The following is a 19,995-nucleotide window of genomic DNA, read 5'->3' on the forward strand; positions in this document are numbered from 1 at the left end:
TGGTGCAGGCAAACAATCAACAGACAAAAACAACAGGCCCCCCGCTGTCCGCGAGGGGCCTGTCGAGTGCAGAACCGCTGGCTAGCTGGCCTGGGCCTGCCACATCCAGTGCAGCTGCTCGAGCCGAGCTGTGATGCCGATGAGCAGGTCCTGGGTGACCGGATCGGCTTCACCGGTGTCGGCGATGCGTCCGCGAAGACGCTCGACGACCGCGGCGAGGTTGTCGACGACGGCCGGGACGACCTCGCTGTCCTGAGTCCATCCGGCACCGAAGCCCTTGGTGCCTGCCGTCGAGGAGACAGTGGCTGCGCGGCCGTCGGGGCTGACGCCGATAGCGGTGGCACGCTCGGCGGCCTGATCGGTGAATTCACGTGCGGCCGTGACCAACTCGTCGAGCTCGAGGTGCACCGACCGGAAGTTCTTACCGATAACGTTCCAGTGCGCCTGCTTGGCGATGAGCGAGAGGTCGATGAGATCGACCACGGTTCCCTGGAGCGCGTCGCCGGCGATCTTCTGCTGACCTGCGTCGAGGGTGCTGGTAATGGGGTTCGTCATGATGTGGCCTCCCTGCCGTTGGACGACGGTATGCATCGCACACCATTATTGTTCTTCCGTCTGTACTACACAACGGCATGTACCCGAGCGTTGTTCCGGATCGACGCCATCATCGCTGTGACGCCGATCCCAGGTCCGATTGGATCAGACCTTTGCGGCCTCGTCGGCAGGATCGTCGATGGCGCCTGCACCGGTGGTCGGCGCGGTCTCGTTCTGCTGCGACCGAACGCCTTCCTCGACCTTCTTGCCGAGCTCGGGATCGACGTTGGTCCAGTACTCGAACACGCGGCTCAGGACGGGCTCGCTGACGCCGTTGAGGACGTGTCCGACGATGTTTCCGACGAGACGCTCGCGCTGCGCGTCGTCCATGACCTCGCGGACCAAGGCTCCCGCCTGCACGAAGTCACCGTCCTCGGGGTGCTCGATGTACCCGGTGCGCACGAAACGAGCCTCGAAGTCCCACGCTCCGTCGTCGCCGTACTTGTTCGTGTCCGCCGACGGGCCACCGAACGAGTTCGGCGCGTAGACGGGCGTTTCCGGGGAATTGAACGAGTACCGCATGTTGCCGTCCTTGGAGTACGAGTTGACCTCGGACTTAGGGGCGTTGACCGGCAGCTGCGCATAGTTCGCTCCGATGCGGTACCGGTGCGCGTCGGCGTACGAGAAGACGCGTCCGAGCAGCATCTTGTCGGGGCTGAAGCCGATGCCGGGCACGGTGTTGGACGGCTCGAACGAGCTCTGCTCGATCTGCGCGAAGAAGTTCTCCGGGTTGCGGTTCAAGGTCATCTTGCCGACCTCGATCAACGGGTAGTCCTTCTGCGACCAGACCTTGGTGAGGTCGAACGGGTTGTACTTGTAGTTCTCGGCCTCGTCGTACGGCATGAGCTGGACCTTGAGGGTCCAGCTGGGAAAGTCGCCGTTCTTGATGGATCCGAAGAGGTCCTGACGGTGGTGATCGGGGGACGTGCCCGCGACCTCGTCGGCCTTGTCCTGCGTCAGGTAGTCGATGCCCTGGTCGGTCTTGAAGTGGAACTTCACCCAGGTCTTCGTGCCGTCCTCGGCGATGAGCTGGTACGTGTGCGAACCGAATCCGTCCATGTGGCGGAACGACTTGGGGATTCCGCGGTCACCCATGAGCCACGTCACCTGGTGTGCCGACTCGGGCGACAGAGTCCAGAAGTCCCACTGCATGTTGTTGTCGCGCAGACCGGAGTCGGGCATGCGCTTCTGGCTACGGATGAAGTCCTGGAACTTGATCGGGTCCTTGACGAAGAAGATCGGGGTGTTGTTGCCGACCAGGTCCCAGTTGCCTTCCTCGGTGTAGAACTTCAGCGAGAAGCCGCGCGGGTCGCGCCAGGTGTCGGGGCTGCCCTGCTCGCCCGCGACAGTGGAGAAGCGCGCCAGCATCTCGGTCTTGGCACCGGGCTGCAACGCCTTCGCCTTGGTGTACTTGCTGATGTCTCCGGTGATCTCGAGTTCACCGAACGCGCCTGCGCCCTTGGCGTGCACGACGCGCTCAGGGACCCGCTCCCGGTTGAACTGCGCCATCTTCTCGATGAGGTAGTGGTCGTGCAGAAGAATCGGTCCCTGCGTTCCGGCGGTCAGCGACTGATCATCGCTGGGGACGGGGATTCCCGAGTTGCTGGTGGTCGGCTTGTTGGTGATCGGCTTGGTCATACGAAGCCTCCTGAAGGGCTGAATCGAGTTCGAAAAGGGCTGCTCTTCGAAAGATCTGTGAAACCGAGCGGCCGTACGCTGGACCGCAATGTCAGACGGGATGCCTCATGCAGCCGTCGCACAAACCCCAGAACACGATCTCGTCTTCGTCGACGACAAATCCGTGGGCTGTCCGCGATGCCGTCGGCGTCCGAATACGGTCGGGCTGTGACCGCATTCAGAGCTGCATGCGCTCCAGTATGCCCTTATTCTGGACTAAGTCAAGAAAAGTGGCTCGTGGCTATCCGACCAGGCGCGCTTCACCCGTCCGCATCGACCCCGACACGATCTGCAACCCGAAATACGTGCCCGACGGCATCCAGCGACTCAACGTCGGGCCCTTGGCGTCCACCTCGACGCGGGCCACCCTGGCCTTGCCCTTCAGACTCGCGGTGGCGACGGCCGAGCCGCCGGACACCGGCTGGGCGAAACCGAGGGAGCCGAGCATCGGGAACTGCGGTCCCACGGCGCGGGACGTCGTTCGCACCGACCATTCGTCGCCGCTCGCCCCGGCCTCGCCCAGCACGTCACCCTCGAATTCGGCCAACACCTTGGGCAGGTGCCAGTTGGTCCGGCCACCGTGCACCGACGTCGCGGAATCGACGGCGATGAACGGCACCGCCATGCGAGGCACGCGTCCGACGTCCCGGCGCAGCGCCGGGCTCGCCAGTATTTCGCGGTACGGGCCGACCGGCGAGGTGGTGTAGTCGACGACCATGCACATCGTGATCGGCAGCGTCTTGGCACCGTTCGGCGCGAAATCAGACGACCGGGCCCGATGCCACCAGATCGTGGCGCGGACATTCGCCGGCCACGGCGCTGCCGGGCTGACCGGCCAGTCGGTGCGCTCGGTCTCGGATTCGGTGACACTCCACATCAGGAATCCCTCCCCACGACGGTCAGAGGGAGCCGCAGAGCGCCCGGGGCCGACACCGGCACCACCGGGTGCACCGGCTGAGTGGGTGTGATCTCCTGATAGTCCGAGCCCACCGCGGGTCGCCGATCGGGCTCACCCTTGTTGGGCCACAACGCCATTGCTCGCTCGGCCTGGGCCGTGATCGTCAGGGACGGATTGACGCCGAGGTTGGCGCTGACGGCAGAGCCGTCGAGCACATGCAGTCCCTCGTAGCCGTAGACGCGCTGGTACCCATCGATCACGCCGGTCTGCGGCGAGTCGCCGATCGCGCAGCCACCGAGGAAGTGCGCGGTCATCGGAATGTTGACGATCTCGGCGATCGATCCACCCGGGTCGCCGCCGATCTTGTCCGCGAGCAGACGAATGGCTTCGTGACCCTGCGGAATCCACTGCGGCGGTGGATCACCCGCGCCGGGCCTGCTGGTGAGGCGACGCCCGAAGGGTCCCTTCTTCGATCCGAGCTCGAGCGAGTTGTCGTCGGTCTGCATCACCAATGCGATGACGGTGCGCTCCGACCAACGATGCACCGACAGGCTGCGCGCCGCAGCGCCGGGATGACGCAGCGCGACGCCGAGGGTCTTGAGGATGCGCGGCATCTTGCCGCCGCCGTCGCTGAGCACGGTCTGCAACAGGCCGATGGCGTTGCTGCCCTTGCCGTATCGCACCGGCTCGATGTGCGTGTGATCGTCCGGATGGAACGACGACGTGATCGCCACGCCCTCGTGGTAGTCGACCTCACGGCCGCGGGCGGTCGCCGCGAGCACGGCCTCGGAGTTGGTGCGCACGAGCGAACCGATCCGCTCGGACAGCCGCGGCAGCGAGCCCTTCTCCTTGGCCGCGAGCATCAGCTTCTGGGTGCCGTAGGTGCCGGCCGAGAAGATCACCTGATCGGCGGTGATCGTCTTCTCCTTGCGACGCAGCTTCCCGCCCGTGCGTCGCGTCACCACGTCGTAGCCTGCGCCGTTCGGGCGCACGTCCACCACGGTGGTCAACGGAAGAACATGCGCGCCAGCGTGTTCGGCGAGATACAGGTAGTTCTTGACGAGGGTGTTCTTCGCGCCGACGCGGCAGCCGGTCATGCAGGCTCCGCATTCGGTGCAGCCGGTGCGCTCGGGGCCGGCACCGCCGAAGAACGGGTCGGGCGCAGTGCGGCCGCGATCGCCGAAGTAGACGCCCACCGGGGTCGAGGTGAACGTGTCCCCCACACCCATGTCCTCGGCCACCTCTTTCATCACCTTGTCCGAGGCGGTGATGGTCGGGTTGGTCTCGACGCCGAGCATTCGGCGGGCCTGGTCGTAGTACGGATTCAGCTCGCGCTGCCAATCGGTGATCGAGCGCCACTGCGGGTCCTCGAAGAACTTGGCCGGGGGCTGGTACAGCGTGTTCGCGTAGTTCAGCGAACCTCCGCCGACGCCAGCGCCCGCCATCACGAGCACATCGGGAAGCAGGTGGATACGTTGCACCCCATAGCAACCCAGCGCCGGAGCCCACAGGTACTTGCGCAGACGCCAGCTGGTCTTCGGCAGCTCGTCGTCCTCGAATCGGCGGCCGGACTCGAGAACCGCCACCCGGTAGCCCTTCTCGACGGCCCGCAATGCGGCAACGCTGCCACCGAAACCGGAGCCGATGATCAATACGTCGTAGTCGCTCATGCTGATACCACCTCGTGGTCTGATTCGAGAGTGTCGGACGCGAGCCGATAGTTCGCGACGTCGAACTCGCGCGTCTTGTTGCGGAACCGGAATGTGTAGGTGGGCCACATCGTGGAGTTGCGGCCGTTGGCGTCGAGGTACCAACTCGAGCAGCCGCCGGCATTCCAGACGGTGCCGTCGAGCTCGGAATCTACCCACGAATTGTGCTGCCGCTGAGCGGATTCGTTGACCTCGACGGCCGCGACCCTGCGATCCTTCATCTCGTTCAGCGCGGATACCACGTAGTTGGCCTGCGACTCGAGCATGTAGACGATGGAACTGTGCCCGAGGTTGGTGTTGGGGCCGTACATCAGGAACAGGTTCGGGAAGCCGGCGACGGTGGTCCCGAGATGCGCCTGCGGGCTGCCGCCCCAATGCTCCGCGAGCGTCCGGCCGTCGTTGCCGCGCAACAGATGCGACACGGGTGGCTCGGTGGGGGTGAACCCCGTCGCGAAGATGATCGTGTCCACCTCGTGGTTGCGGCCCGAGGCGTCGACGACGCCGTTCTCGGTGACCGACGTCAGCCCCGACGTCACGAGATCGACGTCCGACCGGTCGAGTGTCGGCAGCCAATCGTTGGACAGCAGAAGCCTTTTGCAGCCCGGTGCGTAGTCGGGAGTCAGCGCCGCACGCTTCACGGGGTTCTTGACCTGACGCTTCAGATTCGACTTCGCGAACATTTTCACCGCAGGCAGCATCCACGGGTTGTCCGCCAACACGGTCACGTAGGCCTCGCGGTAGCCGTAGATGACACCGCGAACCGCGCGATGCGCCAACGGGATTCGCTCGTACAGCGTGCGCTCGAGGCGGCCGATGGTGCGGTCCAGGCGCGGAATCACCCATGCGGGCGTGCGCTGGAAGACGGTGAGCCGCTCGGCGCGGTCGACGATCTCGGGGACGAACTGCACCGCCGAGGCCCCGGTGCCGATCACGGCGACCCGCTCTCCGGTGAGGTCGTGCTCGTGATTCCAGGTGGCGGAATGGAACACCGTGCCGGTGAACGTGTCGATGCCGGGAACGTCCGGGATCTTCGGAGTGGACAGCGCCCCGGTGGCAGCGACCAACACACGCGCGCTCGCCGACCCCTGCGACGTCTGCACCGACCATCGCTTGCTCACCTCGTCCCAGGTGGCGGACCGAAGTTCACAGTTCGTGACGATGCGATTCTTCAAGTCCAGACGATCCACCACCGAACGCAGGTAGTCGAACAGCTCCGGCTGGCGCGCGAAGGTGTGGCTCCACTTGGGACTCGGGGCGAACGAGAACGAGTACAGCGAGGTCGGCACGTCGCACGCACACCCCGGGTAGGTGTTGTCTCGCCACGTGCCACCGACGTCGGACGCGCGTTCGATGACGGTCACGTCGGCGCTCGGGTCGGCGGCGAGGATCTTCGCCACCGCGGCCAGGCCTGCGAAACCGGCCCCGACGACCAGCACGTCGAGCTGTTCGGGCAGTGTTGCGTTGTGTGCGGGCAGCGTAGCGCTCACGAATCCATCACCTTTTCGGACCAGATCGGAAGGAGCCGCCCGCGCAGTTGCGCGTCGGCTTCGGGACTGCGGAACAGCGCCGAGACGGCCAGTCCGCGGGCTAGTTCGACACTGAGCTCGATGGACTCCGGGGACATCCGGCTACCCATGACGATCTGGGCACCGCCCTGGATGGCCTCGGCGACGCGCCGCTCCAGCGGGATCATCGCCTCGTGCAGAGCCGGGTCGGTACGGGCCGCCACCCAGAGCTCGAGCGCGGCGTGGAAGAGGGGACCGGAGAATGCGTCGGCGAGGATCTCGGGGCCTCGCTCGGGGTCCGGTTCGGCTTCGAGTATTTCCGAGAGACGACGATCGACGAGGTGCTCGACGGCCGCGGTCAGCAGAGATTCCTTGGTCGGGAAGTGGTGCAGCTGCGCTCCGCGAGAGACACCGGCACGCCGCGCGATCTCCTGGGTGCTGGTCTTGGCGAAGCCCAGCTCGACCAGGCAGTCGATCGCGGCGTCGAGCAGCTTCGCCCGAGTGCCCGCGGTGCGTTCGGCCTGCGTCCGGCGCTCGGTGGGCGCCGTGTCGTCGAGCCCTGTGTCGGTAGTCACACTTCGCACAGTAGCGCCAAAACAACAAACAGTCCAGCCTGACTTTAAGTTGGCTCGGAACGCTGGATGCAGGCCTGCGCCCCGTCCATCACTCCGTGCCGGAACGCCTCCACCCGCAGGAACCCGCTGCCCTGACGGGACTCGTCACCCTCGCCGCGGAAGAGCAGCAACGCCGCGATCGCCTCGTCGAGATCCCCCGGCGAGAGGGTGTACCCACTCGCGAGGCGGTTCTGCAGCAGTACGCTCGCGGCCCAACTCCCGGCGAAGCAATCGCCCTGCAGGGACGCATCCTGGTCGTCGGCATCGATGCCGGCCTGCGCCATCCCCGCCAACCCGTACTGCGTCGCGATCAGCGCCGCGACGGCAAAATCCCCACCCTGCTCGTAGAACCGCGGCATCGCGTCGACCGCATCGAACCCCACGTAGCCGTCGGGCACGCAGTAGAACAACACTTAGCCGGTCGCGGATCGGCCGCCGCAATCGGGAGCGTCGGACGGGTCGAACGCAACCACCGGATTCAGCGGCTGCCACGGCCGGCCGGTCAACTCAGGAAAGAGCAGACTCCAGTAGTCCTCCAAGTCTTCCGGAACGCCGTCGATGATCTGCGCCAGCGGAGCGTCGCCGCCGCGGTCCGCGTCGGACCGGCTGGTGAACGGCAACTGCAGGACGGGAGGCGAACCGTCGACGTACGGCTTGCACTCCATCGGGCCGCCGTCGAACCCGGTCTGGAACGAACTGACGCGATCGAAGCCGCTACCGTGCGCCGACGTGCTTTCGGCCGAGGTCCCCGGCTCGTCGCGTAGATACAGGAAACCGGCCAGGGCACTGTCGAGTTCGGCCTCGGACGGATCGAACACGGTGCCGTCGGACACTGCGTGCGCCGCCCACGCCCCGGCGAAACAGTCCGCCTGGATCTCACTGGTGACCGTCATGCCCTCGACGTTCACACGCGCCTGGATGGCGTGCCCCCACTCGTGCGCCATCACGACGGGAATCACGAAGTCGCCGAACCGTTGTCGGAGATCAGGAAGCAATCCCTCACTGCCCCAGGCAACTACGTCCGCACCTGGACAATAGAATGCATTGCCCGCGATGTCATCGGCCGAGGATGCACACGGCGGCAATTCGCCGGACGACGGCACCACGGCGTGGAAACCGCCACTGACGGGCAAGTATTCGCTGCCGTAGGCCGCGGGAAACTGCTCGGCCCAGTACGACTGCAGATCGTCGATCGCCGCGGCGGCGATCTCGTTCACCGGATCGGACGCATCGCCCACGATCCCATCCGTTTCGGTACCCTCTGCCGCGACCGCCTGGGGTGTCGATTCCGTTGCGCTGCTGGCGGATTGCACTGGAGAGCCACACGCGGACAGTACCAACCCAACTGCCACGACCACCTTCACTGCTGACCTCATGACCGCAGACGCTAGCCAGCGAGGATTGGACATCGATTGGACGGTGCGCACCACTTTCCAATCCATTTCCAATGCCGCGGTTCTACGATCCGATCGGTTCGATCCCTGCTGTAGCCGCATCGAAGCCGTATCCGAACAGACGAAAGAGGACCGATGAAGATCTCCACTATTGGCGTTCGTGGGGCAGTATCCGCAGCCGTGGTGATTCTCGCGTTCACCGCCGCCGGATGCAGCAGCGAGTCCGGCACGGCGACGGCCGCCACCTCGACAGCCGAAACGACGACGACAGAGGCCGCCGCGACCACGACGGTCAAGAAGCTGGCACCCGCCACCACCACCGAGGCACCCACCGGCCCCAACCCCACCATCGCCGACTACATCGTCGACGCGGGCCTGACCGAAACCCCGATCTTCCGCGGCGACGCGAACGCACCCACCATCAACCTGGCCATCCCGGACGGCTGGGTGGACGCGGCCGAGGACACCCCCGACTGGGCCTACGGAGCGATCATCTACCCGGACGTCGCCGCCGGCGAACGCACCCCGAGCATGATCGCCATCGTCTCCAAGCTCGAAGGCGACGTCGATCCGCAGGCCATCATCGACTACGGCCCAGGCGAATTGATGAACCTGCCAGAGTTCACCCCGTCCGGAGAGGGCGCAGTGTCGACGCTGTCGGGCTTCCCCGCCTACCAGATCGCAGGCACGTACACGGACGACGAGACGGGAGAGGAACTGGTGTCGGCGCAGAAGACGACGATCATCACAGGGCAGGACGGCTACTACATCCTGCAGATCAACGTCGACGGCAGCATCGACCAATTCGACTTGCTGGTCGACGCCACCACCCAGGTGGACGAGCAGACCGTCATCACGCCGTGACTCGGCTCATGGCGTAGCGGCCGGTGAATTGCGTCCATTCGTACCCAGGCGCGTCGACTTCACCGAAGTCGACCGGTCCGTTCACTCGCCCCTTGGATACTGACCTGCATGTCCCTGGAAACTCGCCTGTGAAGAGTCTGTTCGATCTACCGATGACGGCGTGGCCGCACGAGCGCAATTCCCTCCATGTCTATGCACTTCCGCAGATCGACAGCAGCGTTCTCGCACTGGAGCCTTTCACCGTCGACATGACCGGCCCCCACATATTCGAGCATTCGGTCGGATACGAAGGAAACCGAAGCCCGCAGTGGGACAGCCTGGTTCGGTCCGTACGTGCCGGTGCGACAGCTGTTCTCGGTGACCCGGCAATGCCGCCCGCGCCCCATATCTCACTGGGTTACGGCACAGCCAACGTCGATTCGGAACCGTTGACAGCCGAGCTCGCCAGGCTCGGCGCCGAGCGGGGTCGCCAGCAGTCGGTGCGGATGCACGTCACAGAGGTGCAACTTCTCTCGGTCCATCAGGACTCCGCCGCCGGGACATACACGTGGGACACCATCAGCACCCACATTTTGGGCGAGTAATGTACCGCCCATCGTGAACGGGGAGGCAGCGATGATGGCGGACGCGAGCACTGTGCCTACTGCGCAGCAGTGGATAGCACAGGGCGACAGCTTCGAGACCGACGACGGATTTCGGATCACGTACCGCCGCCGCGGCGCGGGCAGCACAGTGGTGATGCTGCACGGGTTTCCTACCTGGTCCTACGACTGGGCCCCGGTGGCCGAGGACCTCGGGTCCGATCATGACGTCGTGACGCTGGACTTCTTGGGCTACGGGTCGTCGGACAAACCACGTGGCCACAACTTCACCGTCGCTCGGTCCGCAGACGTCGTCGAACAGCTACTGCGCCACCTCTCGATTTCGAGCGCGCAGTTGGTCGTTCATGACTACGGCGGCATCGTCGGTCAGGAGTTGCTCGACCGTCGACGCCGCGCAACCCTGTCCTTCGATATCTCTGTCGTGCACGTACTCAACTCCGGGGTCGTCTACAGCGAGTACCGCCCGACTGTTCTGCAGCGTCTACTCGCTCAACCGGTGGTGGGACCCGTTCTCGCTCGACTGTCCAACAAGACCGCCCTACGCAAGGCCATCGATGCCGTGCGCGGAGACGCGAAAGCGTCCGACGAAGAATTCGACAACCTCTGGTACGGAATCGCGCTGCACGACGGACACAAACTGTCGCACAGACTCATTCGCTACAACGACGAGCGGGCGGTGCATCACGAGCGGTGGCTTTCGGCGCTCGTCGAATACGACGGCCCACTTGGACTCATATGGGGGCTGGCGGATCCGGTCTCGGGTCAGCGAGTGCTCGACGCCATCCGCGCACTGCGACCGGATGCCCGGGTTACGGCGCTCGGTGGCGTCGGACATTTTCCGCAATCGGAAGCACCGAAAGACGTGGCGCGGGCTATCCGCGAACACCCGACGAACTGAATCGTTGCCACAGCCTTCGCACCACCGAGCTGGGTATTCACGTTCGACGCATGCCGGTCGCCGCCAACACGGCGGCAAGCCCCTCCTGCAGATCTCTGACGAAGTGGTCTGGATTCTCGAGCGACGGAAAATGTCCCCCTGACTCGGGTTCCTTCCACCGCACGATCTGACGGAAGCGCTCCTCAGCCCACGCACGAGGATTCTTCTCGATGTCGCGCGGATACGTAGTGATCGCCGCCGGAACGTCGACCCGAAGGTCCGGGTCCAGGGAGTTGTGGCTTTCGTAGTAGATCCGGGCCGACGACGCTCCCGAGCGCGTGAGCCAGTACAGGGTGACGTTGTCCAGCAGCCGGTCCCTGGAGATCGCCTCGAAGGGGCTGTCGTCGATATCCGTCCACTCCGCGAATTTGTCGAGAATCCAGACGAGCAGACCGACCGGAGAGTCGACGAGTGAGTACCCGATCGTCTGTGGCCGGGTCGCCTGCTGCTTCGCGTACGCCGAGTGGTGGTGCTGGAAGTCGCTGTTCTCCTCTGTCCAGCGGCGCTCGTCAGCAGTCAGGCCCTCGGTTGTCATCCCTGGCGGTGCCTGCGCGAGAGTTGTGTGGATTCCGATGACATGCGCGGGGAATCTGCCTCCGAGGATCGTCGTGATCACGCCTCCCCAGTCACCACCGTGGGCCAGAAACCGGTCGTAACCCAGCCGGCGCATCAACTCGACCCACGCTGTCGCGATCTTCTCGGTTCCCCATCCGGTCGTACTCGGCTTGTCGCTGAAGCCGAACCCAGGCAGCGAGGGAACTACGACGTGGAACGCGGGCGTGCCGGGGTCATCGGGATGCGCCAGAGCGTCCACCACATCGACGAACTCGGCCATACTGCCCGGCCAGCCGTGCGTCATGATCAGCGGAGTGGCATCGGTACGCGCGGACCGGCAGTGCAATAAGTGAACTCCCAGACCGTAGATGCTCGTGCGGAACTGACCGATCGCGTCGATGCGCTCCTCGAACTTTCGCCAGTCGTAGCCCGTGCGCCAATAGTCGACGATCTCCTGCAGGTCGGCGAGAGGAACGCCTTGGTCCCATCGCCGACGGCCGAGCTCGGTCGAAATCACCGTTTCGGATTCCGGCAGCCGTGCGGCGGCCAACCGCGCGCGCAGGTCGTCAAGGTCGTCGTCGGGTGTGAGGGGCTCGAACGAACACACTTCGAGGCCGCTGAGCGACTGCATAGGAACTCCTGCTCTCGGTTGAACCGTCTAAGCCAGTTCTACAGGGCCCGTCTTTGGACCGCAACCGGCTAAGCTGGTTCCATGCCCGCAAGGTTTCCCGAATTTCGCCCCGGTAGCGTCCTCTCGACCGCCTTCACCGGGACGCTGACCGAACGATGCGGCGAACCTGTGGAACGGATTCCGGTGCCGCAGCGGCTCATCGACTGGTTGGCGATGAACGGGCTCGCCGTCGAGGGGTGCACCGACGCCCAACTGTTCCTGGCTCACGAACTGCGAGAGGCGATTCATCTCGCAGCGACAGCTGCCGCAGTCGAAGACACACTGCCCAGGTCGGCCGTCCGAACCATCAACGATCGCAGCATTCGCGGGCAGTCCGCTGCTGTTCTGACGGCCGAGGGCGACCGCCGCTGGCAGCTGAGTTCGACGCCGTCCGTAGAAGACGCCCTCGGCGTAATTGCGGCCGACGCCATCGACGTCATTGCCGGTGAGCGAGACGGCAAATTGGCATTGTGCGCGTCCCCTACCTGCCGGGCCGCGTTCTTCGACACCAGCCAAAGCCGCTCGCGTAAGTGGTGCGACATGAACACCTGCGGAAACCGTCAGAAGAAGGCGCGATTCATAGCGAATCAGCAGCGCCGAACATAGAAGGAGCCGAGAACAGTGAGCAGCCATTCGATACGTCCCGAGGATGTTCTGCCCGACGGGGCCGAGAGGGCGTCGTTCAACGGACTCGAGATTCGCAAAGGCACCGTCGCGGCGTTCGTGGCCAACGCCCGAGCGCTCGACGACGCCGAACCGGGCACCGAGACCCACCGAGAACTGTTGGCAGCGCTGGGGAATCTCGCGCCGCAGCTGGCGGCAATCGGACTGTTCGAGGTGTTCGAGCTACGGAATCCGGACATCGCACACGTGGTCGAGGCTACGATTTGCAAGAGTTGACGGGAATCTCAGCAGTTTGCGCCGAGGTGCGGTGGGCAATTCTGCTGCCATGCCCCTCGCCTCTCATGGACGCTTCGACTACTCCCCCATCGGCGATCGCCCGCAGTTCGAGTGGCCGGGTGGCGCGCGCCTCGCGGTGTACATCGCCGTCAACTGCGAGCACTTTCCGTACGACGACGGCGAACCCGGCCTCGGATACACGCCTGCGATGGATCAGCCGAACACCTACAACTGGGGATGGCGTGAGTACGGGAACCGCGTCGGCGGCTTTCGGATCGCAGAGACGTTGCAGCAGAGCGGGATTCGACCGACACTGCTCGTCAACACCGAAGTGTACGAGCACGCACCGCAGCTGATCGACTCCTTCCGCGCCCTCGACGCCGAGGTCGTCGCGCACGGCCGAACCAATGCCGTGCAACCGAACGACTTGGCCGAGGACTCGGAGCGCCGCACGATAGAAGAGGTCACCTCCGCCATCGAGCGTCACGAGGGTGCCCCACCTCGGGGTTGGATGAGCCCCGGTGCCAACCCCAGCCGAGTGACCGAAGACCTTCTCGCCGAACGCGGCTACGACTACACCTTGGACTGGCCCATCGACGATCAGCCGGTGTGGCTGAACACCCGTGGTGGCCCGTTGCTCAGCGTCCCGTACCCGCACGAGGTGAACGACCTACCGGTGTTCGTCCACCATCACCAGACCGCAGCGACGTTCGAGCGCAACATAATCGACAGTTTCGACGAGCTGAAGGAGAACTCGGCGTACCAACCCGTAGTGCTCGCGATCTCGCTGCACACCTTCCTCACCGGACAGCCCTACCGACTTCGACGGTTCCGGGCGGCGCTGAAACACATGACCGACAACAGCGACGGCGTCTGGTTCACCACCCCGGGCGAGATCGCGACGCACTACCGAGAGCTGGTGCCACCCACCCCCGCTCATGACAACCGATGACGACCGACGACGCGTAACTCGAACCACTCCAGCCGCCGGGGGCCGGGGCGCGCTCCGGTGCACCGATGCACCGCCGACGCAGTCACGAAGTTGCCAGGTCAGCAAGCAGCAAGCAGCTAGCAGCTGGCTGGGCGGTCGAACGCAGAGCGACCATGACGGTACGTCGTGTGTCGGGCAGAAGCAGCGCCCCGGCGGCCCGAAATTCGACGGCGTGTTCGCAGCTGACTTGTTGTCAGGCTGCGCGCCGTTTTCGTCGGTGGTAGCTGGGGATGGGTTGTCGGGTGGGGTCGATGGATTCGGGCGGGATGGCGTAGGGGTGTCCGTCGTCGCCCATGAGTAGTTGCCAGTCGCCGTGGTGGACGAGGCGGTGGCATTCTCCGCAGACCAGGGCGAGGTTGTTCAGGTCGGTGGGGCCGCCGTATTCCCAGAATTTCACGTGGTGGGCTTGGCACCACGGTGCGGGGCGGCCGCACATCACGCAGCATCGGTCGCGGATGGTCAGGGCGATGCGTTGGTCGTCGGAGGCGAGTCTGGTGGTGCGGCCGAGCGCGAGCGGGACGCCGTGGTGATCGACGATGACCGGGGTCAAGTCGGCATCGCAGGTGAGAAGCTCGGCGAGGGAGCGACTCATCGGCCCGGTCCAGTCGAAGTGGAACGGCCATGCGGCATCGCCCGGCTCGGGAGCAGACTTCTCCCCGGCAGCGCGACCACCGGCAGCATCACTACCGGCATCGCTACGGCCGACACGATCGTCGCGGAAATCGCCGGTTCGTGAACGGTCGCTGGCACCAGCACTCTCGCTGGTGCGGTGACCGCCGTCAGCACCATGATCGGGACCGGCGTCGGCATCACTGGTTCGTGAGTTGCCGAAGGTGCCAGCACTGCTCCCGCGGACGCAACCGCCGTCAGCACCGGCTTCGGGTGCCGTGGTGGTATCGCCGGTTCGTGAACGGTCGCCGGCACCAGCGCTGCTCCCGCCGGCGCTGCTCCCGCCGGCGCGGTCGCCGCCGTCGGCACCGGCACTGTGTGTTGTCGAACTCGTTGGTGCGCTGGCAGTGTGATTCTTGCCGCGGTCACTGAGCAACTCCCGCAGCGGGACGATCAAATGCACCGACGCCCGCGACCCACCTGCCGATCCGCGGGTGCTGCCGCGCAGGTGCCGGTCGAGGATCTGATCGAGTGCATCGGCCCGGCGCTTCGACGGACTCCGCGGGTCACGCTCACCACCGGGGCCGGGCCGCGGAGCAGTCAACGGCGACAACGCGGTGAGCAGCTTCTCGGCGAGAAGCCGGTCGACGTTGCCACCGATCTGGAAGCGGCCGTCGGACAACGGATGAACATCGAACCGGTTCAGGTTCGGGTTCTCCGACACCGGTACCGGCGGCGGCCCCGACGGAACAGGTTCGGGCCCAGCAGGTTCCGTCTCGCCTGTGCCATCTGAATCACCCGAGCCACCTTCATCGTCATCGGCTCTCGACCCGGCATCGGCTCGGCTTGCCTGCTCGCGCTCCCGCTCCCGTCGTTTCTTCTCGGCCCGCTCGTGTCGGTCTCGCGCGTCCTCGGCCGCAGAATGCGCCAGTGCCTGAGCACGGGAGCTGACCTGACCGGCGGTGCTGCGCATCGCGTGCTCGAGCAGCTCGGCGACGACAGCGTCGCGGCGCTGCTCGTCGAGGGTCGGGTCGGCGACCACCACGGTGGCGTAGCCGTCGGCGATCGCCGACGCATGCGCAGTATGGATCCCACCACCGGCGAGGGCGTCGAGCACCGTGCGCCGGTCGGTGAGCCACTGCCCAAGCTCCATCTGACGCGCAGCGGACCCATCGGTGATGCGCACCGACCTCGCCAACCAGCGAGTGACCGTCGAATGCCCGAGTTTCATCGCCAGACCACGCCGCTCGATCTCCGCGAGCATCGCGTATCTGGCTGCAACAAGAGCGTTTTCGTGGGAAGACACCACAACGAGCTCGGACACCAATTCCTGGTCCCCGAGCCCGAACACATCCCCCCATGTCTTCACACCACGAAAGCTACACCAACCCACCGACAGGTTCGGATCACGGAGCGACGGTGCGGTACCGCAGCATCATTTCGTGGTCCTCGTGATCGAGCATGTGGCAGTGCCACATGTAACCCTGCAACTCACTCGACCCGCCCATGTCGTGCCCGGCGTGCTCACCGCCGTGGTGCGCGGCCGGACCGGCGAAGGTGGCGTCGGGGTCGAAGCCGAGTTCGTCGGCCGTCGGGAATCGAACGAGGATCTGCGTGACGGTGCCCGGGTAGGTATTGACGGTGTCTTTCCAACCGGCTTCCCACGCCGCCGGCGGCACCGACGGTCCGGTGAGGAACTTCTCCACCGGCGGAGCCCATCTGGTACCGAATGTGGGCCTGGGGAAGTCGCGCTGGTAGGCGGCGAGGTCGATGGGGATCCGTCCCAGCGTCCGGAAGTGCGCCAGGTGCAGGTGAATCGGGTGCGGCTCCACCGTCGTGTTGACGATGTTCCACATCTCCACGGTGCCTTGCTTGGGCATCTCGATGTCCGGGTCGGAGTACCGCAGGTTGTTCAGGTTCATCAGCGTCATGTCGAGGTTCAGCCCACCGGAGGGCTGGTTCACGGTGACGGTGCGGGTGAAGGTCGGGGTCGGCAACGCTGGCAACAGATCCGGCTGCGCCTTGCCGCCGCGCAGCAACGTCGGCATACCGCCCCGGAACCCGGCCGCGGACGCGACGCGGAACTGGCAGAACATCGGCATCGGCACCGCACCGAGCGATGCAGCCTGCGCCGGCGGCGGCTCGTCGTTGAGCAGCTCGATCAGTGCGCCCGGCTCGGCGGCACCGAAGTCGACGAGGATGTCCACGCGCTCGGCAGGCGCGAGCCGGATGCTGGTGGCTTCCACCGGCGCGTCGAGCAATCCACCGTCGTTCCCGATTACCCAGAAGCGAAGTCTGTTGGTGAAGAACAGGTTCCACACGCTGTACGACCCGGCGTTGACGACTCGCAGTCGGTACATCCCCCGGGCGACCTCCATCGTCGGCCAGATCTTGCCGTTGACGACGCCCACGTCTCCGGTGCCGCCGCCCTCCCACTTACCCTGAGGGACGGTGATGTTGGAGCGGATGCTCATGCTGCCGTCGGGGTTCATGATCTTTTCCTGCAGCACCAGCGGCAGCTCGAACTCACCCGAGGGCAGACCCAGCGCGTTGTTGGAAGTGCCGGTGTCCCAACGGTCGCGGACGAGGTTCATGCCGAGCAGTCCTGCATAGACGTTGATGCGCGTCATCGACATCGCGTGGTCGTGGTACCAGAGTCCCGCGGCGTCGTTGAGTCCCGGGAAGTTGTGCGTCATCGACTCGCCCGGGCGAACCAGCATCTCCGAGTGCCCGTCGCTCGCCGGTTCGGTGATGCTGCCGTGCAGGTGCAGCGACGTCGGCGTCATCGTGCGGTCCATCTCGCTCATGCCGTGCAGCGAGGTGTCGATGTCGGCGGCGAGCGGGTTACCTGCGGTGGTGTTGGAGTACTTCAGCGTCCAGGGCTGGCCGGTCTGCGACTCGATGGTGGGTCCGAGGTAGTCGCACTCGCCGTACCCGAAGGTGGGCGCGGGCCGTAGATCGGCGTGGAACACGTGGGTGGAGCTGTGCGCGTCGAGCGAGATCTCCGTACCGCGGATCAGCGGCAACCGTGGCAATTCGTCCCGGAACGGAGTCAGGGGCGGTGAGTGGAACAGCAGGGGGCTCTGCCCGCGGAGGAAGTCGTCGGCCATCGCGCGGCGCGTCGTCGACGCCACCGGGAGTGCAGCGGCACCAGCGGCTACGGCGGCGACGGCGAGCCCACGTAGGGCGGTTCGTCTGGACACAGAGCCGCTCACCCGGCCACCTCTCTCCTTGTTGTGATTGGGGCCATACTATGTGCCCGTCGGCTCCCGCCGTCACCCCACACTCGGATCGTCCGGCACGTTCCTGCCGGTGGAGGGATCTATTTGTCATGGCAACGATTACTTTCGAGCGCACCACCAGGCTGTTTCCGGGCTCCGACGCCCCTGCGGTGGACGAGCTCAACCTGCACATCGAGGACGGCGAGTTCCTCGTTCTGGTCGGCCCTTCCGGCTGCGGCAAGTCGACGTCGCTGCGGATGCTTGCGGGGCTCGAGGAGGTCAATTCCGGCCGCATTCTGATCGGCGGCAAGGACGTCACCCATTCCGAGCCCAAGGATCGCGACATCGCGATGGTGTTCCAGAACTACGCGCTGTATCCGCACATGACCGTCGCGGAGAACATGGGCTTCGCCCTGAAGTTGGCCAAGGCGAGCAAGGACGACATCCGCACTCGCGTCGAGGAGGCAGCGAAACTACTCGACCTCGAGCCGTACCTCGATCGCAAGCCGAAGGCACTCTCGGGCGGTCAGCGTCAGCGAGTTGCCATGGGGCGAGCCATCGTTCGTCAGCCCCAGGTGTTCCTGATGGACGAGCCGCTGAGCAACCTCGACGCCAAACTTCGGGTCCAGACGCGCACGCAGATTGCTCAGTTGCAGCGCCGGCTCGGCACGACGACCGTCTACGTCACCCACGATCAGGTCGAGGCAATGACGATGGGCGATCGCGTTGCGGTGCTCAAAGGTGGTGTGCTGCAGCAGTGCGCAACCCCGCGAGAGCTGTACCGGACTCCGGTCAATGCGTTCGTCGCCGGGTTCATGGGCTCACCGTCGATGAACTTGTTCCGGGCTCCGGTCACCGACGGCGGCGTTCGCCTGGCCGATCAAGTGATTCCGGTACCGCGGCAGACTCTCGGGTCAACCACGGAGGTGATGTTCGGTATTCGACCCGAGCACATCGAGATCTCGAGCAGCGGAATCGCTCTGGAGATCGATGTGGTCGAGGAACTCGGGTCGGAGGCGTTCGTGTTCGGCCGCGCAGACATCAACGGTAAGCCGGAAACCATTGTCGCGCGGGCCGACTGGCGCAGCCCGCCCGAGAAGGGTGACCGCGTCCACGTCCGCATCGACGACGCTCACGCGCATATCTTCGACGCGTCGGCCGAGGGCCTGCGGCTCAACTGACGCCCGCTCGTGCTCGTTGTGCACCCCCAAGAGGTGCACAACGAGCACCAGCTACACCAGCAGTTCGGCGATCTGAATCGTGTTGAGCGCCGCGCCCTTACGGAGGTTGTCGCCCGAGACGAACAGGGCCAGTCCGCGGCCCTCCGGAACGCCCGGGTCCTGACGGATGCGTCCGACCAAGGAATCGTCCGCGCCTGCGGCCTGCAAAGGCGTCGGCACATCGACCAACGTGACACCGGGTGCCGAGGCCAGCAATTCACGAGCACGCTCCACCGAGAGCGGGCTGGCGAACTCGGCGTTGATCGACAGCGAGTGGCCGGTGAACACGGACACGCGCACGCAGGTGCCGCTGACCAGCAGGTCGGGCAAGCCGAGGATCTTGCGCGATTCGTTGCGCAGTTTCTGGTCCTCGTCGGTTTCGCCGGATCCGTCGTCCACCAACGCACCGGCCAGCGGCAGGACGTTGAAGGCGATGGGCGCGACGTACTTGTTCGGGGCCGGGAAATCCACCGACGAACCGTCGTGCACCAGCTTTTCGACGTCGCCGATGACGGCGCGCGCCTGGGTGGCGAGTTCCTCGACGCCGGCGAGTCCGCTACCGGAGACGGCCTGGTAGCTCGAGACGATCAGACGCTGCAGGCCTGCCTCGTCGTGCAGCACCTTGAGCACCGGCATGGCCGCCATGGTCGTGCAGTTGGGGTTGGCGATGATGCCGCGGGGCGGGTTCTTCGCTGCCTCGGGGTTGACCTCGCTGACCACCAACGGCACATCGGACTCCTTGCGGAACGCCGACGAGTTGTCGATGACGGTAGCGCCTGCCGCGGCGAAGCGCGGAGCCTGTTCGCGCGAGAGCGTGGCACCGGCCGAGAACAGTGCGATGTCGATTCCGGTGAGGTCTGCGGTGGACGCGTCCTCGACGACGATCTCCTCGCCGCGGAACGGCAGCTTCTTGCCCGCCGAGCGAGCCGAAGCGAAGAATCGAACGGTGTCGGCGGGAAAGTTGCGCTCCTCCAACAGGGTTCGCATGACGGCACCGACCTGGCCGGTGGCTCCTACGACTGCAACTGTGGTCAT

19 protein-coding genes are annotated in these 19,995 nt (G+C 65.4%); 7 read left to right on the forward strand and 12 right to left on the reverse strand.

What is annotated here, in order from left to right:
* Nucleotides 1-81: 81 nt before the first annotated feature.
* The 8 genes from AB0366_RS07645 to AB0366_RS07680 all read right to left on the reverse strand — a co-directional run bounded on the left by AB0366_RS07645 (nt 82) and on the right by AB0366_RS07680 (nt 8,493).
* Nucleotides 82-555 (reverse strand): DNA starvation/stationary phase protection protein, encoded by a 474-nt coding sequence (locus AB0366_RS07645; RefSeq protein WP_037188889.1) that lies wholly within the window; start codon nt 553-555, stop codon nt 82-84.
* 144 nt (nt 556-699) lie between these two features.
* Entirely contained in the window at nt 700-2,220 is a 1,521-nt protein-coding gene (locus AB0366_RS07650; protein WP_366243817.1) for a catalase, read from the reverse strand.
* 292 nt (nt 2,221-2,512) lie between these two features.
* Entirely contained in the window at nt 2,513-3,148 is a 636-nt protein-coding gene (locus AB0366_RS07655) for an acetoacetate decarboxylase family protein (RefSeq protein WP_366243325.1), read from the reverse strand.
* Nucleotides 3,148-4,839 (reverse strand): GMC family oxidoreductase, encoded by a 1,692-nt coding sequence (locus AB0366_RS07660; protein ID WP_366243326.1) that lies wholly within the window; start codon nt 4,837-4,839, stop codon nt 3,148-3,150. The genes AB0366_RS07655 and AB0366_RS07660 overlap by 1 nt, the downstream gene beginning before the upstream one ends.
* Nucleotides 4,836-6,365 carry an NAD(P)/FAD-dependent oxidoreductase gene (locus AB0366_RS07665; protein ID WP_366243327.1) on the reverse strand — a complete coding sequence of 510 codons (1,530 nt, stop codon included), beginning with the start codon at nt 6,363-6,365 and terminating at the stop codon, nt 4,836-4,838. Before AB0366_RS07665 ends, AB0366_RS07660 begins: the two co-directional genes overlap by 4 nt.
* Nucleotides 6,362-6,958: a TetR/AcrR family transcriptional regulator gene (locus AB0366_RS07670; protein WP_366243328.1), complete on the reverse strand. Its 597-nt coding sequence runs from the start codon at nt 6,956-6,958 to the stop codon at nt 6,362-6,364. Before AB0366_RS07670 ends, AB0366_RS07665 begins: the two co-directional genes overlap by 4 nt.
* A 44-nt stretch (nt 6,959-7,002) precedes the next feature.
* Nucleotides 7,003-7,395, reverse strand: coding sequence for a neutral zinc metallopeptidase (locus tag AB0366_RS07675; protein ID WP_366243329.1), 393 nt, complete (start codon nt 7,393-7,395; stop codon nt 7,003-7,005).
* Nucleotides 7,396-7,410: 15 nt separating this feature from the next.
* Nucleotides 7,411-8,493: a neutral zinc metallopeptidase gene (locus AB0366_RS07680; RefSeq protein ID WP_366243330.1), complete on the reverse strand. Its 1,083-nt coding sequence runs from the start codon at nt 8,491-8,493 to the stop codon at nt 7,411-7,413.
* Nucleotides 8,494-8,526: 33 nt separating this feature from the next.
* Here AB0366_RS07680 and AB0366_RS07685 point away from each other — a divergent pair, with 33 nt between their 5' ends.
* The 3 genes from AB0366_RS07685 to AB0366_RS07695 all read left to right on the forward strand — a co-directional run bounded on the left by AB0366_RS07685 (nt 8,527) and on the right by AB0366_RS07695 (nt 10,755).
* Nucleotides 8,527-9,255, forward strand: coding sequence for an LpqN/LpqT family lipoprotein (locus AB0366_RS07685; RefSeq protein WP_366243331.1), 729 nt, complete (start codon nt 8,527-8,529; stop codon nt 9,253-9,255).
* Nucleotides 9,256-9,383: 128 nt separating this feature from the next.
* On the forward strand, nt 9,384-9,839 hold the full coding sequence (locus AB0366_RS07690) for a 2'-5' RNA ligase family protein (RefSeq protein ID WP_366243332.1): 456 nt from the start codon (nt 9,384-9,386) through the stop codon (nt 9,837-9,839).
* A gap of 13 nt (nt 9,840-9,852) precedes the next feature.
* The gene (locus tag AB0366_RS07695) at nt 9,853-10,755 is read left to right on the forward strand and encodes an alpha/beta hydrolase (RefSeq protein ID WP_366243333.1); all 903 of its coding nucleotides are present in this window, start codon (nt 9,853-9,855) and stop codon (nt 10,753-10,755) included.
* A 37-nt stretch (nt 10,756-10,792) separates the two neighbouring features.
* Here AB0366_RS07695 and AB0366_RS07700 read toward each other — a convergent pair whose 3' ends face one another.
* The gene (locus AB0366_RS07700; protein ID WP_366243334.1) at nt 10,793-11,980 is read right to left on the reverse strand and encodes an epoxide hydrolase family protein; all 1,188 of its coding nucleotides are present in this window, start codon (nt 11,978-11,980) and stop codon (nt 10,793-10,795) included.
* Nucleotides 11,981-12,061: 81 nt separating this feature from the next.
* Here AB0366_RS07700 and AB0366_RS07705 point away from each other — a divergent pair, with 81 nt between their 5' ends.
* From AB0366_RS07705 to AB0366_RS07715, 3 genes are read left to right on the forward strand one after another with little or no spacing between them, the layout of a single operon-like run.
* Entirely contained in the window at nt 12,062-12,625 is a 564-nt protein-coding gene (locus tag AB0366_RS07705) for a CGNR zinc finger domain-containing protein (RefSeq protein WP_366243335.1), read from the forward strand.
* 15 nt (nt 12,626-12,640) lie between these two features.
* Entirely contained in the window at nt 12,641-12,919 is a 279-nt protein-coding gene (locus tag AB0366_RS07710) for a hypothetical protein (RefSeq protein WP_366243336.1), read from the forward strand.
* 31 nt (nt 12,920-12,950) lie between these two features.
* Nucleotides 12,951-13,871 carry a polysaccharide deacetylase family protein gene (locus AB0366_RS07715; protein ID WP_366243337.1) on the forward strand — a complete coding sequence of 307 codons (921 nt, stop codon included), beginning with the start codon at nt 12,951-12,953 and terminating at the stop codon, nt 13,869-13,871.
* Between the two features lie 232 nt (nt 13,872-14,103).
* Here AB0366_RS07715 and AB0366_RS07720 read toward each other — a convergent pair whose 3' ends face one another.
* Nucleotides 14,104-15,888 (reverse strand): DUF222 domain-containing protein, encoded by a 1,785-nt coding sequence (locus AB0366_RS07720; protein WP_366243338.1) that lies wholly within the window; start codon nt 15,886-15,888, stop codon nt 14,104-14,106.
* 37 nt (nt 15,889-15,925) lie between these two features.
* Nucleotides 15,926-17,734, reverse strand: a complete 1,809-nt coding sequence (locus AB0366_RS07725) for a multicopper oxidase domain-containing protein (RefSeq protein WP_366243339.1) — start codon at nt 17,732-17,734, stop codon at nt 15,926-15,928.
* A 116-nt stretch (nt 17,735-17,850) separates the two neighbouring features.
* On the opposite strand from AB0366_RS07725, the gene ugpC reads away from it, so the two are divergent.
* Nucleotides 17,851-18,921, forward strand: a complete 1,071-nt coding sequence (gene ugpC, locus AB0366_RS07730) for a sn-glycerol-3-phosphate ABC transporter ATP-binding protein UgpC (protein ID WP_366243340.1) — start codon at nt 17,851-17,853, stop codon at nt 18,919-18,921.
* A 51-nt stretch (nt 18,922-18,972) separates the two neighbouring features.
* On the opposite strand, the gene AB0366_RS07735 is transcribed toward ugpC, so the two are convergent.
* On the reverse strand, nt 18,973-19,995 hold the full coding sequence (locus AB0366_RS07735; protein ID WP_366243341.1) for an aspartate-semialdehyde dehydrogenase: 1,023 nt from the start codon (nt 19,993-19,995) through the stop codon (nt 18,973-18,975).

This window comes from Rhodococcus sp. NPDC076796 (assembly GCF_040702765.1).
Lineage (GTDB): Bacteria > Actinomycetota > Actinomycetes > Mycobacteriales > Mycobacteriaceae > Rhodococcoides.

Bases quoted from the DNA above. Each gene is read 5' to 3' on its own strand.
- AB0366_RS07645 (WP_037188889.1), bottom strand. From the start codon at position 555: ATGACGAACCCCATTACCAGCACCCTCGACGCAGGTCAGCAGAAGATC.
- AB0366_RS07655 (WP_366243325.1), bottom strand. From the start codon at position 3,148: ATGTGGAGTGTCACCGAATCCGAGACCGAGCGCACCGACTGGCCGGTC.
- AB0366_RS07660 (WP_366243326.1), bottom strand. From the start codon at position 4,839: ATGAGCGACTACGACGTATTGATCATCGGCTCCGGTTTCGGTGGCAGC.
- AB0366_RS07680 (WP_366243330.1), bottom strand. From the start codon at position 8,493: ATGCGGCTACAGCAGGGATCGAACCGATCGGATCGTAGAACCGCGGCA.
- AB0366_RS07685 (WP_366243331.1), top strand. From the start codon at position 8,527: ATGAAGATCTCCACTATTGGCGTTCGTGGGGCAGTATCCGCAGCCGTG.
- AB0366_RS07700 (WP_366243334.1), bottom strand. From the start codon at position 11,980: ATGCAGTCGCTCAGCGGCCTCGAAGTGTGTTCGTTCGAGCCCCTCACA.
- AB0366_RS07705 (WP_366243335.1), top strand. From the start codon at position 12,062: ATGCCCGCAAGGTTTCCCGAATTTCGCCCCGGTAGCGTCCTCTCGACC.
- ugpC (WP_366243340.1), top strand. From the start codon at position 17,851: ATGGCAACGATTACTTTCGAGCGCACCACCAGGCTGTTTCCGGGCTCC.
- AB0366_RS07735 (WP_366243341.1), bottom strand. From the start codon at position 19,995: ATGACCACAGTTGCAGTCGTAGGAGCCACCGGCCAGGTCGGTGCCGTC.